The sequence below is a fragment of the Paenibacillus sp. E222 genome (assembly GCF_013401555.1).
Lineage (GTDB): Bacteria > Bacillota > Bacilli > Paenibacillales > Paenibacillaceae > Paenibacillus.
In genome coordinates this window covers 948,224-965,463 of the sequence record NZ_CP058552.1, presented here as the reverse complement: position 1 = coordinate 965,463, position 17,240 = coordinate 948,224, and the positions used below count along the sequence as shown (strand labels likewise).

Annotated in this window: 16 protein-coding genes; all 16 read left to right on the top strand. The window is 46.2% G+C overall.

The features are described from left to right. The first annotated feature begins 36 nt into the window (after nt 1-36). The 16 genes from HW560_RS04315 to HW560_RS04240 all read left to right on the top strand — a co-directional run bounded on the left by HW560_RS04315 (nt 37) and on the right by HW560_RS04240 (nt 17,239). Nucleotides 37-906 carry a carbohydrate ABC transporter permease gene (locus HW560_RS04315; RefSeq protein WP_090905039.1) on the top strand — a complete coding sequence of 290 codons (870 nt, stop codon included), beginning with the start codon at nt 37-39 and terminating at the stop codon, nt 904-906. A gap of 69 nt (nt 907-975) precedes the next feature. Beyond that, nucleotides 976-1,779 (top strand): carbohydrate ABC transporter permease, encoded by an 804-nt coding sequence (locus HW560_RS04310; protein WP_256222531.1) that lies wholly within the window; start codon nt 976-978, stop codon nt 1,777-1,779. Between the two features lie 177 nt (nt 1,780-1,956). Further along, complete coding sequence (locus HW560_RS04305) at nt 1,957-2,910, top strand: alpha/beta fold hydrolase (protein ID WP_090905041.1); 954 nt, start codon at nt 1,957-1,959, stop codon at nt 2,908-2,910. A 206-nt stretch (nt 2,911-3,116) separates the two neighbouring features. Continuing rightward, nucleotides 3,117-3,821 (top strand): PspA/IM30 family protein, encoded by a 705-nt coding sequence (locus HW560_RS04300; RefSeq protein WP_179265737.1) that lies wholly within the window; start codon nt 3,117-3,119, stop codon nt 3,819-3,821. 45 nt (nt 3,822-3,866) lie between these two features. Beyond that, the gene (locus tag HW560_RS04295) at nt 3,867-4,898 is read left to right on the top strand and encodes a TFIIB-type zinc ribbon-containing protein (RefSeq protein ID WP_090905045.1); all 1,032 of its coding nucleotides are present in this window, start codon (nt 3,867-3,869) and stop codon (nt 4,896-4,898) included. 23 nt (nt 4,899-4,921) lie between these two features. After that, nucleotides 4,922-5,698: a TPM domain-containing protein gene (locus tag HW560_RS04290; protein ID WP_177185933.1), complete on the top strand. Its 777-nt coding sequence runs from the start codon at nt 4,922-4,924 to the stop codon at nt 5,696-5,698. Nucleotides 5,699-5,769: 71 nt separating this feature from the next. Further along, on the top strand, nt 5,770-6,786 hold the full coding sequence (locus tag HW560_RS04285; RefSeq protein WP_090905047.1) for an SPFH domain-containing protein: 1,017 nt from the start codon (nt 5,770-5,772) through the stop codon (nt 6,784-6,786). Between the two features lie 203 nt (nt 6,787-6,989). After that, nucleotides 6,990-7,217 carry a DUF896 domain-containing protein gene (locus HW560_RS04280; RefSeq protein ID WP_090905153.1) on the top strand — a complete coding sequence of 76 codons (228 nt, stop codon included), beginning with the start codon at nt 6,990-6,992 and terminating at the stop codon, nt 7,215-7,217. Between the two features lie 129 nt (nt 7,218-7,346). Continuing rightward, nucleotides 7,347-8,309, top strand: a complete 963-nt coding sequence (locus HW560_RS04275) for a ring-cleaving dioxygenase (RefSeq protein WP_090905049.1) — start codon at nt 7,347-7,349, stop codon at nt 8,307-8,309. Between the two features lie 59 nt (nt 8,310-8,368). After that, complete coding sequence (locus HW560_RS04270) at nt 8,369-9,457, top strand: low temperature requirement protein A (protein ID WP_090905051.1); 1,089 nt, start codon at nt 8,369-8,371, stop codon at nt 9,455-9,457. 461 nt (nt 9,458-9,918) lie between these two features. Further along, nucleotides 9,919-12,705, top strand: coding sequence for a glycoside hydrolase family 3 C-terminal domain-containing protein (locus HW560_RS04265; protein WP_179262162.1), 2,787 nt, complete (start codon nt 9,919-9,921; stop codon nt 12,703-12,705). Between the two features lie 101 nt (nt 12,706-12,806). Next, nucleotides 12,807-12,995, top strand: a complete 189-nt coding sequence (locus HW560_RS04260; protein ID WP_024629467.1) for a hypothetical protein — start codon at nt 12,807-12,809, stop codon at nt 12,993-12,995. A gap of 186 nt (nt 12,996-13,181) precedes the next feature. After that, on the top strand, nt 13,182-13,352 hold the full coding sequence (locus HW560_RS04255; protein ID WP_179262160.1) for a hypothetical protein: 171 nt from the start codon (nt 13,182-13,184) through the stop codon (nt 13,350-13,352). Between the two features lie 170 nt (nt 13,353-13,522). After that, the gene (locus HW560_RS04250; protein WP_179265736.1) at nt 13,523-14,962 is read left to right on the top strand and encodes an alpha-L-fucosidase; all 1,440 of its coding nucleotides are present in this window, start codon (nt 13,523-13,525) and stop codon (nt 14,960-14,962) included. A gap of 91 nt (nt 14,963-15,053) precedes the next feature. Continuing rightward, a complete protein-coding gene (locus HW560_RS04245) occupies nt 15,054-15,920 on the top strand; it encodes a sugar phosphate isomerase/epimerase family protein (protein ID WP_179262158.1) in 867 nt (288 codons plus the stop codon). Nucleotides 15,921-16,180: 260 nt separating this feature from the next. Then, nucleotides 16,181-17,239, top strand: coding sequence for a Gfo/Idh/MocA family protein (locus tag HW560_RS04240; RefSeq protein ID WP_090905056.1), 1,059 nt, complete (start codon nt 16,181-16,183; stop codon nt 17,237-17,239). Nucleotide 17,240: the final 1 nt, after the last annotated feature.

Here is a 17,240-nt window from a genome sequence, read left to right as displayed (position 1 = left end):
GTGATCCTTGGCTGCAGCTTGGAGAGGAGAACGAGAATGAACGCTGTATTTTCCAATAAAACCACGATTGCGATCTTTGTTTTACCTACAGTTGTGCTGTTCTGCGCCATTGTGCTCATCCCGATTTTTGTCTCCAGTTATTATAGTCTGCTGGATTGGAATGGCATAGGCAAAGGGGTATTTATCGGACTGGATAATTATGTTGAGATGTTTAAAGACCCGCGCGTATTGAATTCGATCAAAAATTCCCTGCTGTTCGCCGGTGCATCGGTGTTCATTCAATTGCCGATCTCACTGCTGCTGGCTCTTGTACTGGCGTCAAGTGTGAAGGGAGAAGGGTTTTATCGCACAGTCTACTTCATACCGGTTCTAATCTCAACCGTTGTGATTGCACAGTTATGGTCCAAAATCTATAACGCAGACTACGGCCTTCTGAACGCTTTGCTGGAGAGTGTAGGGCTGTCCCACCTGGCTCAGGATTGGCTTGGACAGAAGAATACGGCCCTCGCCGCCTCGTTTGTACCTACGCTGTGGCAGTATGTCGGGTATCACATGCTGCTGATGTATGCAGGGGCCAAGTCGATCTCGCAGGATATTGTGGAGGCGGCCAAGATGGACGGGGCTTCCCGTCTACGGACAGCCTTTTCCATTACGATTCCACTGATGAGGCCTATTCTCAAAGTTTGTCTTATTTTTTCGGTTATCGGAGCGTTTAAGGTGTTCGATCTGATCTATGTCCTAACGGGCGGCGGCCCGCTGTTTACGACGGAAGTGCCAAGCACGTTAATGTATTCAACGATTTTTAGTACGTACAGGTATGGCTACGGTAGTGCGATATCCGTCTTTATCATTCTGGAATGTCTGATCTGTACAGTCTTGATTAATAAATGGTTCAAAACCGACTAGGGGGTGAGGAAACTGAGTACAGTTGAAGTGGTGTTGTCGTCCCCAAAACCCAAACCGGTGGGTAAACTATTGTTGCATCTGTTTTTGATTATCGTAGCTGTCATACAGATGTATCCGCTCGTCTGGCTTGCTTTTTTCTCCCTCAAAGATAATAGCGAGATATTTAGCGGCGATGTTGCAGCCTTTCCGAAATCCTTTCTCTGGAGCAATTATACCAAAGCGTTGTCAGATGGCCATGTGTTGAGTTATTTTTTCAACAGTGTGCTGGTAACGGTCATCTCCATTATTCTTGTATTAATTCTCGCCTCTATGACGGGATACGCCATTACGAGGATGAACTGGAAATGGAGCGGATTCACGATGAATCTGATCCTTCTGGGCATGATGGTTCCCATTCACGCCGCACTCCTTCCCTTGTTCATCATATTGAAGAATTTAGGATTGCTGAACACCTATTGGTCGTTGATCATTCCTTACGTTGCTTTTGGCATCCCGATGGCCGTGTTTATTTTGGGCAGCTTTTTCAAAGGGGTTCCACGCGAGCTGGAGGAAGCAGCGGTCATCGATGGCTGCGGCATATACAGAACCTTTTTCTCCATCATCATGCCGCTTGTTCGTCCTGCGGTGTCTACAGTAGCGATCTTTACCTTTCTCGCTTGCTGGAACGAGCTGATGTTTGCGGTCACGTTTATTAATAACGAGGCGTATCAGACGCTAACGGTGGGCATGATGTCTATGGTGGGCACGTACATTACACAATGGGGCATTATTGGTGCGGGGCTGATGATTACGACTTTGCCAACCATTATTATTTATTTGCTGCTGAACAAACAGGTACAGAAAAGCATGATCGCCGGCGCAATCAAGGGCTAATCACGAGATAAAACGCAAAGGACGGCATAAGGAATGTTGACTTGGCGTTATTGAAAAGGGCTGTCCTCTGTCAGTAACGACGAGGGGCGGCCTTTTTTGTACGAATGAACGCTGTCTGATTTGACTAGCTTACATGCTATAATCATTGGAAATGGGATAGAATGTTGGGGGGATGTAATGAGAATTGTATTTAAACGAATGGGTTATGGTGCCTTGGCTTTATTGGGTATCTTGCTTTTGTTCATAACGATTAGTTTCACGAATCATACAATTAAATTAAAGAAAGAAGCGGCTATACTGTCACCCCCAGGTGTAATGGTTGATGTTAATAATCACCCAATGCATGTCTATACAGAAGGTTCCGGAGAACATACCCTGGTCTTTATGTCAGGTGGGGGCACATCTTCTCCTGTATTGGATTTCAAGGCGCTCTATTCCAGATTGTCGGATCAATACAAGATTGCTGTTGTTGAGAAGGCAGGCTACGGTTTCAGTGCAACGGCAAAGGTCCCCCGTGATATCGATACGATGTTGGAAGAAACCAGAGCAGCTCTGACGTTAGCGGGAGAATCACCGCCCTATGTGTTGTTTCCGCATTCCATGTCGGGTATAGAAGCACTATATTGGGCACAAATGTATCCAAACGAAGTTGAGGCTATTATTGGTCTTGATCCTGCTATTCCAGAAGTTTATGAAGAGTATCCTCTACCTTCAGTTGGTATGATGAGCCTTACAGGCTTAGGAGCTCGTGTCGGAATTACTCGTTTTTTCCCTGCCATCGTTAACTCGTCCGCCGCGATTGAAGAGAAGCGGTTGTCCTCCCAAGAGGAGGAAATCTATAGGGCATTATTTTATAAAAAAACGCAGACACTGAACATGAATGAAGAAGTTAAAATGATTAGGAATAATGCAGCACAAGTTTTAGAACGAGGTATTCCAGATGTGCCCATGTATTTTTTTATATCGAGTGGAGAAGAATTACCTTTCGAGAACTGGAGTGATTACTTAGTAAACTACGTTGAGTTTGTGAAGAATGGGCGCTATCTTTTATTACATAACGGTCATTACGTTCATGATGCTGATCCCGATCTAATTGCAGAGGAAAGTATCAAATTTATAGAAGAACTGTGAATAATGAAAAGTAAATCACTGATCTCGGAAGAGGTTTTAGTTAATGAGGCGACGCCATAGGCGATCGTCTTTTCTTTTATAATGTAAGGAGATTGTGTCACGCTTGGATTACTTCAGATTTATGGTTGCAGTGGCAGTAAATGAAACCTTCATCCCCATATTCATGTATTATAGTACATATGAACTGATCGAAGGAGGAACGAATGATGGGAATCTTATCGAGGTTTAGGGACGTGATGAAAGCGAATATGAACCATGTGCTGGCTCGGGCGCAAGATCCGGAGAAGACGGTGAATGAATATATGCGGAGCTTGAGCAGTGATCTGGGTCAGGTGAAGGCCGAGACGGCTGCGGTTCTCTCGGATGAGAGCCGGGCGAAGAGGGCTTTGGACGAATGCAATGCAGAGATTAAGAAATTACAGCGGTATGCAGAGAAATCTGCGGAGTCTGGTGATGAAGACAAGGCACGTGGTTTTCTGGAAAAGAAGGCAGCGCAGACTGTGAAACGGAATGAATTACAAGCTGCCTATGATCGGGCTTCGGCCAAAGCCAAAATGATGAAGCATATGCACGAGAAGCTGGTTGCGGATATGGGGCAATTGGAAGCTCGGCATGCGGATCTGAAGGGCAGGATGGCGGCTGCAAATAGGCAGCAACAGTCCAATGAACGGAACGCTTCGGCTGCCAATGCGAATGCTGCTTTGAAAGCGATGGAAGACAAGGCAAATCAGGCACTTAACGAAGCTGAAGCTTTGGCTGAAATTCGTGCTGGGGCGCAGGAAGATGATCTGGATGTGCTAATTGCGCAGTTGGAGCAGCAAATGAACGCTGAAGCGGGTAATAATGCACAGGTGACGCCAAGTCCAGAGGAAGAGCTTGCAGCAATTCAGAAGAAATTGGAAGATAAATAACGAATATATAAGGTAAAACATTTCGTAAAACATTGAGGTGAGCAAATGCCGGTAATCGAGTACAAGTGTCCTAACTGCGGCAGTGGAATGCTTTTTGACAGTGCAACTGGAGCGTTATCCTGCCCCAGCTGCGGACGACAGGATAATATCGAACAGATCCCCGATCCGCTGAAGAAACAGGTATTCACGGAGAATGAGGTCAAGGAGTATCACTGTAACAGCTGCGGCGCGGATATTGTGACTGAGCCGGAGACAAGTGCAACGACATGCAGCTTCTGTGGAGCGGCCGTTGTTCTGAGTGATCGACTGACGGGAGATCTGGCACCGGCCATGGTCTTACCCTTTTCGATCAGTAAGGATGAGGCCCAGCAGGCGTTCAAAAAGTGGTGCAGAAACGGCTTGCTGACTCCTAGCGGCTTCATGACAGCTGACCGGGTCAAGAGCATTACCGGGATTTACGTGCCCTTCTGGTTATATGAGTTACATAACAAAATCGAAGTTCATGGCCGTGGCACAAAAATCAGAACCTACACGCAGGGTGATTATCATTATACGGAAACACAGCATTTTGATATTTACCGGAGAATCCGGCTGAATTATGTGAATCTGCCCATCGATGCTTCGGAGAAAATGAAAGATGAACTGATGGATAAGCTGGAGCCATTTCCGTATAACCAGTTAAAGCTTTTCAAAACCCCGTATCTCGCCGGGTACATTGCGGAAAAATATAGTTATACCGATGAGGAACTGTACCCGCGCGCCAAGGAAAAAACGAGCTCTTATATCGATTCTTATATTGCATCAACCGTTTCAGGCTATAACAGTGTTAGTTACACGGACAAACAGATTGATACTACGTTAAAAAATGCAGACTATGTGCTGCTCCCGGTATGGATGGTTTACTATGACTACAATCGTTCGCAGTATACCTTTGCCATGAATGGTCAGACAGGTAAAGTGGTGGGTAAACCGCCTATTAGCAAAGCTAAAGTTGCCGGATGGTTCGCAGGAATTTCAGCCGTTTCCTTGTTGTCATTGAAACTGGTCTCCTGGATGATGGGAGGTGGATTCCTGTGAGAAAAAGAAAACATCTGGCATGGATGGCAACACTCATTTTATTGGTGATTACTCTCGTTTCTCCATTGATTCCAATGTCAGTGGTATCGGCGGCAGACAGCAAAAACCTGATTTACGATGAAGCTAATCTGCTGAACGAGCAGGAGAAAAGTGAACTGAACGCATTGGCGAATGAATATGGGGCAGAGAGGCAGACGGATTTTGTTATTCTGACAACGAATAATACGGAGAATCAGGATGTACAGCTGCTGACCGAGGATTTCTATGATGAGCACGCTCTTGGGTATGATAAAGCGCATGGAAATGCGGTCATTCTAACGTTGGATATGTACAATCGGGATGTTTATCTGGCTGGATTCTATAAAGCCAAAGTTTATCTGGACAGTGGAAGGCTGGATAAAATTAGAAACAAAATTACTCCCGATCTGACAGAGGGGAATTACAAGCTTGCTTTTGAAAAATATATTAATCTCTCCTACAAATATATGGGATATAAGCCGGGCGTGAATCCTGATAATATTCTCTTCAATATCTGGTTCCAACTTATTGCGTCAGTAGCGATTGGAGGTATTGCTGTTGGGGTAATGGCCTATCGTTCTGGCGGACGTGTGACAGTCAACCGGGCGACCTATGAGGATTCAAGTACTTCCAGTGTAATCGATCGTCAGGATCGGTATATCCGTACAACGGTAACCAAACGCAAAATTGAGAAGAACAACAACAATGGTGGCGGAGGCGGCGGTGGCGGTGGTACCAGCCGAGGCGGTCATTCGCACAGTGGTAGTAGAGGATCTTTTTAGTAGGAAAAACAACAACATAGCTTATGTCATGATGCTGCAAAATGTTTACTATAGAAGGGATGGGAACGTGTATGGGATTTTTCAAAAATCAATTTTCGAATGTGGTGGAATGGGAAGAGTTCAGAGATGATATGATTTTCTGGAAGTGGAGTAACCGTGAGATCAAGAAGGGAAGTAAACTGATTATCCGTTCGGGACAGGATGCGATCTTCCTGAATAACGGCAAGGTGGAAGGGATTTTTGAGGACGAAGGATCGTTTAATATCGATTCCGAGATCATTCCGTTTCTGTCTACCTTAAAAGGCTTCAAATTCGGATTCAACAGCGGCATGCGGGTCGAAGTGCTGTTTGTGAATACGAAGGAGTTTACGGTTCGGTGGGGTACGCAAAGCCCGGTATTGATTCCGACTCCTCAACTTCCAGGCGGGATGCCGATTCGTGCGAATGGTACGTTTAATTTTAAAGTGAGTGACTATGTGACATTGATCGATAAAATCGCGGGTATCAAGCAGAGCTATCTGGTCGAAGATGTCAAAATCCGGATTACGTCTGTGCTGGATCAGTTGCTAATGAAATGGATCAGCCGTGAGGGTAAGGACATGTTCAACCTGCAGGCGAATGCCTCGGATATTGCCAAAGGTATTCAGGAAGATCTGGATATGCAAATGATGGACATCGGGATCGGGATCACAGGCTTCCAGGTGATGAGCTTCAATTATCCGCAGGAGATCCAGGATATGATTACGAAGACGGCTTCACATGAAATGATCGGCAATTTGCAAAAGTATCAGCAGGTCAGCATGACTGATGGCATCTCATCCGGTAAAGTTAAGGGTGGCGGCGCTGCTTCGGATATGGCGGGCATGATGATGGGCATGAACATGGCAAATGAAATGATGAAGAACATGAATCAGAACCAGAATAACCAGAATCAGAATTCGGATCAAAAGCCTGCGGGTAATCCAAACAGCGATGCAGGTGCATCTTCTTCGTCTGGAGACCATAAAAAGCCGAACTTCTGTCCGAACTGTGGCGCCAAGAATGAAGGAGCAAATTTCTGTCCAAACTGTGGTCAGAAGTTGGGTTAACCTATATCTAAATATAAGAAGGGCTTACTCTAAGGTCAAACTTTGGAGTAGGCCCTTTTTTTCATTCAATTTTAAATGGGAGAAAACGGTTGACAACGGATCAAAAATCATTTATCTTTAAATTAAGATATTTAATTTGAATATAAATTACACCAAGAAAAGCAAATATCTTAATTTCGATTTACGAGGAGAGATCCAAGATGATGATTCCAACATTGACCAGAATAAATGAACTTTCAAGAAAAGCCAAAGCCGCAGGGTTGACGGAGATGGAGAAAGCGGAACAAATTCGTCTGCGCCAGGAATACCTGCAAACCTTTCGCGGTTCGATCAACGATATTCTGCTGAATGTAACCATCTATGATCCGAACGGCGATGACGTCACTCCGGATAAACTGAAACAGGAACAGGCCCAACAAAATAATAACTGAATCAGTTCGGTATATTATCTTAATATTAAGATAATATACGACTATAAATATAAATAAAGCACCTATAAGACGATCTACAAATAACCCTTCCCATACAAAAATGATCTATAAACCTAGGAGGAAATGATGATGACAATTCAAACTGCAGGTATTCACCATATTACAGCTTTTGCGGGAGATCCGCAGGCTAATGTCGACTTTTATGCTGGTGTCTTGGGACTTCGGCTTGTGAAAAAAACAATCAACTTCGATGCACCAGACGTTTACCATCTGTACTTTGGGGATGAGAACGGAAGTCCAGGTACCATTATCACATTCTTCCCATCAGCCGGATCACCGCGAGGCAAAATTGGTGGCGGTCAGGTCGGCATCACCTCGTATGTGATTCCGCCTGGGACTATTGGCTTCTGGCAGGATCGGCTGGAACAGTATAACATTGAGGTAACAAAAACCAATCGTTTTAACGAAGAGCTGCTGCAGTTCGAAGACAGCGAGGGCTTGCGTCTTGAACTGGTTGAACGTGAAGAGGGCGCAGCCAGCACCTGGGTGCATGAAGGAATTCCCGCAGACAAAGCCATCAAAGGATTTGGAGGTGCCGTGCTGTTCAGCGTCAATCCGCAGAGAACGATGGATGCGCTGGACAAAATACTCGGATTCACCAAAGTAGATGAAAATGAGGAGTATGTACGATTCCGGTCCATCGGAGATATCGGTAATGTCGTGGATGTTCCTGTCACCCGGATGGCTTTGGGGGCAGGTGGAGCAGGGACGGTCCACCATATTGCGTGGCGTGCCAAAGATTTTGCAGAGCACGAGCAGTGGAGAGAAGCTGTACAACAGTACGGCTATCAGCCAACACCTGTTCGGGACCGTCAATATTTTAACGCAATCTATTTCAGAGAAGCGGGCGGAATCCTGTTCGAAATTGCTACCGATCCTCCTGGATTCGCGAAAGATGAGCCGGCGGAGTCGCTCGGACAGAAACTCATGTTGCCAGAGTGGTTTGAGCCATATCGCGCCCAAATTGAAGGCAATTTGCAGCCGATCCAAGTCAGAACGTTAGAGCCTTCGCATTCTATGATGGCACGTTAAACAAGAGGTAAGAACAAGTAATCTTTTTGAGATGAGTTCAACTAAAGGAGCATTGAAGGATGATGGAAAAAAAGGTTACCTGGCTGGAGCTGTTCTATGATTTGCTCTTTGTAGCGGCAGTCTCCAAAGCGGGCCATGTCCTGCTGCATGCGGAACACGGCGTGATTTCGTTTGAATATCTGATGAAATTTGTTTTGATTTTCATTCCTGTCTGGTGGGCATGGGTCGGTCAGACCCTATTCATTAATCGTTATGGTCAGGATATCTTCATCCATCGAGTCTTTCTTATCCTTCAACTCCTGTCCGTTCTGGTGATGACGGCGAGCCTCTCGGTTGATTTTGATCAATACTATCTCCCCTTCTTTGCGGGTTATATCGGTTCGAGAGCTTTGACAGCCATTCAATATTTTATGATTCATAATTCCAAAAGCGAACATCAACAAAAAGCCGCCCGTTATCTGGGCGTATGCTTCATCATCGGTATATTGATCTCAACAGGTTCCCTGTTCTTTGATTCGTGGCTGCGATATGCGGTTTTGTACGTGGGAATTGCCGTGGATATCATTCTTCCGCTCATCGGACGCAAAAATCTGGTGAAGGTGCCGATACACACGCATCATTTATTGGAACGTTTTGCTCTGTTTACGCTTATCCTGCTCGGTGAGTCGGTTGTCAGTATCATTGCCGTGCTGCAAATGGATCACTGGGATGTACGATCTGTTCTATTCGCGGCGTTTACATCCATATTCGTGATTGCGATGTGGTGGCAGTATTTTGATAATGTTGAGAAAAAGGTTAGCAAAGAGATCCAGACCGCCGGGCAAGCGATCATCTACGGCCATCTGTTCATCTATATATCCATGAGCATGATTGCCGCTTCTATTCAACTTTTATACCTGAATGAACTCAATTATGGTTTCATGTTGGCCTTTGTATTTGGCTCGGTTCTGCTGTATTTTCTGTCCACCTCGCTGGTGTTCCACCGATACAGACATGCTCATCTGCGGCTACGTCCGCGTCACTTGGTGTTTATGCTGGGGATAATGGCCGCGTTTATCGTTGTGGATCTGATCTATCGGGTGCCTAATTATGCAATCGTGGGAGAGAACATGGTGTTCTTTCTTGTCTATGCCAAATTGACGACCTGATGCGTTGGTCGCACAAGCATAAAAGTCACGGACGAATGACGTTCGTGGCTTTTTTAGTTGGATAATTGTAAATATCATGTCTACTGTGAGAAAAAACGTTTAACCTGATTTATTTTCTACTATAGAATCTGTTAATATGAGACTAGATACAAGTGAATCTACCAGATTAACGAATAACTTTCTTTATAAAATGAACCAAGAAGAGTTACACGATAACGGAGAGGACAGAAAAAACCTGAAGAAGCGAAGCCAAAAGCTTTCTGAAAGAAAGCTACATCGGAAGCATACGCTTCACCTTTTAGCACCGGATTTCAACCTTTTAAAAAGGTATTAAGGAAATCTGGGGATAACAGTGATCGGAAGGTTGTTCTGTCATTGGAGTGACCCAAGTGTGAGATTCATAAATTCATTTTATACATAGTGATTCGTGGAGATGGAGATGACAATCAGGAGGGAAATCATTGAGCACACATCAAATCGGAGTTCCATTGGAAGGGTTTGCAGAGTTTAGCCGTACGGTTGCCGCTGAAGGCGCAGTGCTTTTGAAGAACGAAGGACGAGCTCTTCCGATTCAGAAAGACGAAAACGTTTCAGTATTTGGACGGATTCAAGTCAACTATTATCGCAGTGGTACAGGCTCAGGCGGCAGCGTTCATGTGGCGTATACAACCAATCTGCTAGATGGTCTGCGCAGCAAAAAAGGACTTACGGTCAATGAAGAATTGGCAGCTGTCTATGAAAAATGGATTGAGGAAAACCCGTTTGATGACGGTGGAAAAGTATGGGCGGCAGAGCCTTGGAACCAGAAAGAAATGCCTTTAACGGATGAAGTGGTATCTCAAGCCAGAAGTAAATCCAGCAAAGCAATCGTGGTGATTGGACGTACAGCAGGCGAAGATCAGGATAACGTCGATGCACCAGGCAGCTACCGGTTGACGGAAGATGAGAAAGCGATGCTGAAGCAGGTCACGAATCATTTTGAACAAACGATCGTTGTGTTGAATGTTTCGAATATCATGGACATGAGCTGGTTGAATGATGAAAGTTATGTTCATCCAATCCAAAGTGTCATTTACTCGTGGCATGGCGGTATGGAGGGTGGTAATGCGATCGCCGATGTACTGGCCGGAGACGTTACACCAAGTGGTAAATTGACCGATACGATTGCGTATTCCATTGAAGATTATCCTTCCACAAGCAATTACGGGAATGAATTTAAGAACCTTTATCAAGAAGATATCTACGTAGGCTATCGTTATTTCGAAACGTTTCGACCTGAAAAAGTACAATTTGAATTTGGATACGGCTTGTCCTATACCACGTTCACAACCAAGGCTGAAGACGCAAAATTGATCTCCCAAGACGGAGAAAATTGCATTAAGGTGAATGTAACCGTAACCAATACGGGCACAACCTATGCCGGTAAAGAAGTAGTGCAGATCTATTATGAAGCCCCACAAGGTCAATTAGGGAAACCTGCGAAAGCTCTGGTGGCATTCGGCAAAACGAATCTGCTTCAGCCGGGTGAGTCTCAGCGTCTGACTGTGAGCTTCCCTGTAGATTCCATGGCTTCCTATGATGATGCTGGCGTAACAGGACATGCATCGGCGTATGTACTTGAGCCAGGAACATATCGTTTGTACGTGGGAACCAGTGTCAAAAATGTGGAGCATATCAGCATTGATGGCCAAGATGGCTACGTCGTAGAAACGATTCAACTCGTGGAACAGCTCCAGGAGGCAATGGCACCGACCGAAAGCTTTACGAGAATGAAGCCGGGAGTGCGCAAAGATGATGGATCTTACGAGCTGATCTATGCAGATGTACCGACGCGCCAAGTATCCATGGCTGAACGAATTGAACAATGCTTGCCGCAAACGCTGGAGCAAACCGGCAATCAGGGCTACAAGCTGAGAGACGTGAAGGATGGCAAAGTCAGCCTGGAGGCTTTTATCGCCCAATTGAGTGATCAGGACCTGGCAGCCATCGTGAGAGGTGAAGGCATGAGCAGCCCACTCGTTACATCGGGTACAGCTTCCGCATTTGGCGGTGTTAGTGACAGTCTGTTTAATTACGGAATCCCTGTTGCATGTACTGCAGATGGCCCATCCGGTATTCGTATGGATAGCGGGGAGAAGGCTACACAAGTTTCCATTGGAACTTTGCTTGCCGCAACATGGAATGCAGAACTCGTCGAAGAGCTGTATGTGATGGAAGGCCAGGAATTGCTGAGAAATCAGGTGGATGCACTGCTCGGGCCTGGATTGAATATTCGCCGGAGTCCGATGAACGGACGTAACTTTGAGTATTTCTCGGAAGATCCGCTGATTTCCGGTGTATTTGCTGCTGCATGTACAAAAGGAATCATGAAGGGTGGCTCTAATGCTACGCTGAAACATTTCGCCTGCAACAATCAGGAGAAACATCGCAGTAAAGTGGATGCTGTTGTATCTGAACGTGCCTTGCGTGAGATCTATCTGAAAGGGTTCGAAATTGCCGTAAAAGAAGGCGGTGCGAACTCGATCATGACCTCCTACAATCCGATTAATGGACATTGGGCAGCTTCGAACTATGATCTGAACACAACCATTCTTCGTGGAGAGTGGGGCTTCCAAGGTATCGTAATGACCGACTGGTGGGCTATTATGAATGATGGCGTTGAAGGTGGACCAGCAGATCGGAAAAACACCAACTGGATGGTTCGCGCTCAAAACGACCTGTACATGGTTGTACCTAACTATGGTGCAGAAATCAACGGCTGGGATGACAACACGATTGAATCTCTGGAAAATGGGACGTTGACACGTGGCGAGCTTCAGCGTTCAGCCATGAATATTTGTGAGTTCATCATGAATGCACCTGTCTTCTCCAGAAAACATGAGATTGTAGAGAATGTCGCTTCATTCCAAGCGAATGCTTCACTTTCCTCAGAGCAGGCACAAGTGCTGGCTGAGAATGCACAGGTCAAACCCGTTGTGGGCGAACCTGTCTACATGAAAGTAGACGAAGCAGGTCAATACCGGATTATTGTACAGATCATGTCTCCTGAGCCGGAACTGGCTCAAAGTGCATGTAATGTGATTCTCAATGATCAATTGATGACGACCATTCAAACCAATGGTACTGAAGGTAAATGGATCAGACAGAAACTTGTCAAAGTGGAGTTGGAAGCAGGCTTGTACGAATTGAAGCTGGACTTCACCAAACCAGGTCTGCAGATTGACTGGATCGAATTCAAACAAGTGTAACGCAAGATCGTCTGATCTGTTGTAACTGAACATGACGACTGTTATGATTGTGTTATGAGATCCGGAATTTCTGAACAATCTGGTCAGGAGTGTTGCGAAGGATGAGAAGGTATAATTTTTGGAGCCCCATTCTGTTGATTGCGGTTGCGCTGATTGTCAGAGGCCTGGTTACCAATCTGGGCGTTCTGTTCGGCATGTCGCATGATGCAGCAAGTAATATCGCAATTGTTGCCATGTTGATTGCTGCACTGATCATGTTTAATCGAATGACAAAAGCAAAGCGAAAATGAACTTATAATATTCGATATCGATCAAGAGAGAGGCACCCTTAGGGGTGTCTTTTTTGTGTATTGACGTTTCATTCATAACGTCTTAGACTGTTTATGAATAAAACAATAACATTTTTATGATAACAAAAATAACGAATGTGATTACTCCAATGGCTAACCCATCATTTTCCGAAAGGAGACCCATTCATGAAGGTTATGGCGGCATGGTTTGCAGGCAAGCATGAAAAGGCAATGGATGTGGTGAGCAGGGTGTGGGGACGGCAGAAGGGTTCGTGGATCGTTCCGCTGAGATTGATAGAGTCTTCGTGGAACAGGGACCGAATTGCAATCAGGAAGCTGACTTTCAACGACAGATGAACATAATTAAGGACCGCTGGAGATGCTGTGCTCTGTCGGTCCTTTATGGCATTTGACGGAAAGCGGACAGAGAACCGGCATGAGAGGAGAGGAATCCAGTAAATACAACCGATTGGGTGAAGGCAGCAGCACAGGTCGTGCCATCAGAACGTCAGCTGGAATGGCAGAAGATGGGGTTCTATGCATTTATTCATTTTACCATGAATACGTTCACAGATCAGGAGTGGGGAACGGGAGATGAAGATCCCGATATCTTTAGCCCTTCTCATCTGAGTGCCCGGCAATGGGTTCAGGTGTGCAAGTCTGCTGGTATGACCGGATTAATTCTCACATGCAAGCATCACGATGGGTTTTGTTTATGGCCAAGCCAGTACACGAATCATACGGTAGCCGCCAGCCCTTGGCGAAATGGTGCGGGTGATCTGGTAAAAGAGGTTGCTGATGCCTGCCTTGAAGGCGGGTTGAAGTTCGGTATCTATCTGTCTCCATGGGACCGTCATGAAGCATCCTACGGAGATTCGGAGCTATACAACGCATTTTTCAAAAATCAGCTGCGTGAACTGTTAACCCAATATGGTCCAATTTTCTGCGTGTGGTTCGATGGGGCTTGCGGAGAGGGGCCAAATGGGAAAAGGCAGGTCTACGATTGGGATTCCTATTATGCACTGATTCGGGAGTTGCAGCCAGAGGCTGTAATTTCGGTATGTGGGCCGGATGTTCGCTGGTGCGGCAATGAGGCAGGTCATACAAGGACTTCGGAATGGAGCGTCGTTCCTGCCTACTTGCAAGATAATGAGAAGATCCAGGAGCAATCCCAGCAGGTGGATGATGGTGAGTTTGCCAGCAGAATTAATACACAGGATGCCGATTTGGGGAGTCGGGAGGTGATCCGGCAGCATGAGGGCAAGCTCATCTGGTATCCCGCAGAAGTGAACACGTCCATCCGTCCGGGGTGGTTCTATCATGCAAGCGAGGACGATCACATCAAATCGCTGGAGGAACTGCTTGCCATCTATGATGGAGCGGTTGGGGGCAACGCCAATTTTCTACTGAACCTTCCACCAGATCGACGCGGCCTTATTCACGAACAGGATGTTGAGCGGCTGCAGCAGGTCGGGGACTTTTTACGCAGTACATATCGGCAAAGTCTGGCTGTTGGAGCGAGGATTCAGGCCTCGGACACCATGGATGAAGAACATGCGGCTACCCAGGTCTTGCTTGAGGAATCGGATACGTTCTGGTGCCCATCTGAAGGAACTGAACTGGCTTGGCTGGAGGTGGAGCTGTCGGAGGAAAAGCGGTTCGACCGAGTCGTTCTTATGGAACATATTCGTTCAGGTCAACGAATTGAGCAGTTTACGCTGGAGGCAAAAGGAGAGAGTGGTGATTGGCAGGAGCTGTATTCCGGCACGATTGTTGGTCATAAACGAATCTGTAGTTTCGAACCTTTTACCGCCAAAACCATTCGTTTGACCATTCATGAGTCCAGATGGTACCCAACGTTGTCCTGGCTGGGTATATATCTGAGCAAACAAGAGATGCATGAAGCGGCCGATCAAGCCGTAACATTTGTAGATAAGCCGATTTTGGATTCATCCCATGGAAAATAGAGTAGCAAACGATTATTGGCAATTGTATGATCTTATGGAAAAAGGTATACGTAAGGTAGAGCCACACACCAGCAGGAGAGGATGAGAGGATATGAAAGTAGGACTCAGCACATACAGTCTGCAACAGGCACTGGATGCCAAAGAATTGACTGTACCCGACGCCATCCGTTACATCGCCGAGCAGGGCGGAGAACATGTGGAGATTGTTCCGATCGGGTACAGCCTGATCGACCAGCCAGAATTAATTGACCAGATTCGAGAGACTGCACAAGACGTGGGAATTGATATTTCGAATTACGCAATAGGTGCCAACTTCGTTACAGGAGAAGGCCCGGATGCATTTGAAAATGAGATTGCTGCTGTCATGAAGCATGTGGATGTCGCTGCCGCACTTGGCGTTACGAGAATGCGCCATGATGTTGCGTTTCGTCCTGCACAGGAGGGCACTGTTGCCCAGTTTGAAGCGGACCTGCCTGTTCTGGTGAAGGCCTGTCAGCGAATTGCCGATTACGCAGCGAGTCACGGCATTACCACAAGTGTGGAGAATCATGGTTACTATGTGCAGTCCAGTGAGCGTGTCCGGCGGCTGGTGCATGAGACGGCACGTGAAAACTTCAGGACAACGCTGGATATCGGCAATTTCCTGTGTGTGGATGAAGACCCGGTTAGCGCTGTGAAAAACAACATTCCTTATGCATCCATGGTGCACGCCAAAGATTTCTATTGGAGACCATCCTACCGTAATCCTGGAGAGGGCTGGTTCCAGACCGCACATGGCAATTACCTGCGCGGAGCGATTGTGGGTCACGGGGATATCGACATGCCGGAAGTATTCCGTGTGCTGAAGCAGTCCGGTTATGACGGATATATCTCTGTCGAATTCGAAGGTATGGAAAATTGTAAAACAGCATCCAGAATTGCGATGGATAACGTCCGCCGCTTCTGGGAGGAAGCATAAGCAGCGACTTACTACTATATAAGTGGAATCAATTTTTATATGTAAGGCTGAAGTAACAGAAGGGAAGTTTGGAACTGTAGGAGCGGTAGCGCCCGCCTTTGTCTGCGGATTTCAACTGCTGAGAGCGGTTGATACAAGAAATCTGTAGACAACAGCGGCCGAAAGTCCAAACATTCACCGCAGTTACGTTAAGCCGATTATCATATGTTTTGAATTAACTGATATAACCATCATTCAACTTATTATGGAGGGGAAAATCCATGTCCAAACTTAAAATTGCCGTGATCGGTGCAGGATCTATTTCCGATTTTCATTTACAAGCGTATGACAGCAATCCTGAAGTTGAAATATACGCCATATGCGACCTGAATGAAGCACGTGCCAAGGAAGCGGCGAAAAAATATAACGCTACTCATGTATTCACGGATTATAAAGAGCTCCTGGGATTACCTGAAATCCATTCGGTCAGCATCTGTACCTGGAATGATACACATGCCGAGATCAGCATTGCTGCTCTGGATGCGGGTAAAAACGTACTTTGCGAGAAGCCGCTCTGTCAGACGGTAGAAGATGCATTGGAGGTGGAGAAGGCTGTTCATCGCAGTGGAAAGCTGCTTCAAGTTGGCTTTGTACGCCGCTATAGTGACAATGCGCAGATCCTGAAGAAGTTCATTGATGAAGGCGAGCTGGGAGAGATCTATTATGCCAAGGCATCCTGTCTGCGGCGTTTGGGAAATCCGGGCGGCTGGTTTGCAGATGTGGAACGTTCTGGCGGCGGCCCGTTGATCGATATTGGTGTTCATATTATTGATATCTCCTGGTACCTGATGGGCAAACCGAAGGTGAAAACCGTGTCTGCGAATGTTTCCAATCGATTGGGTAACCGTGCCAATATCCGTAATCTGTCGTTCTACCAGGCAGCGGACTATGATGCGAACAAAAACACCGTAGAGGATATGGCGAATGCGTTGATTCGTTTCGAGAACGGGGCCAGCCTGCTGGTGGATGTAAGCTTCACACTGCACGCGAAGCAGGATGAAACTTCGGTCAGACTCTATGGCGATAAAGGTGGAGCTGAACTGGAACCGGAAATTTCACTGATTGGTGAGAAATTCGATACCATTTTGAACATGACGCCACAGGTGGATTTCAAATCCCTTGATTTCGCAGGTTCTTTCCGTAATGAAGTCAATCATTTTATCGACAGTACCCAAGGACGCAAAGAGACGCTAAGCCCCGTTGAGGATGGCGTTGAAATCATGAAAATCCTCTGTGCCATCTACGAGTCCGCACGAGAAGGACGAGAGATTTCACTGTAAA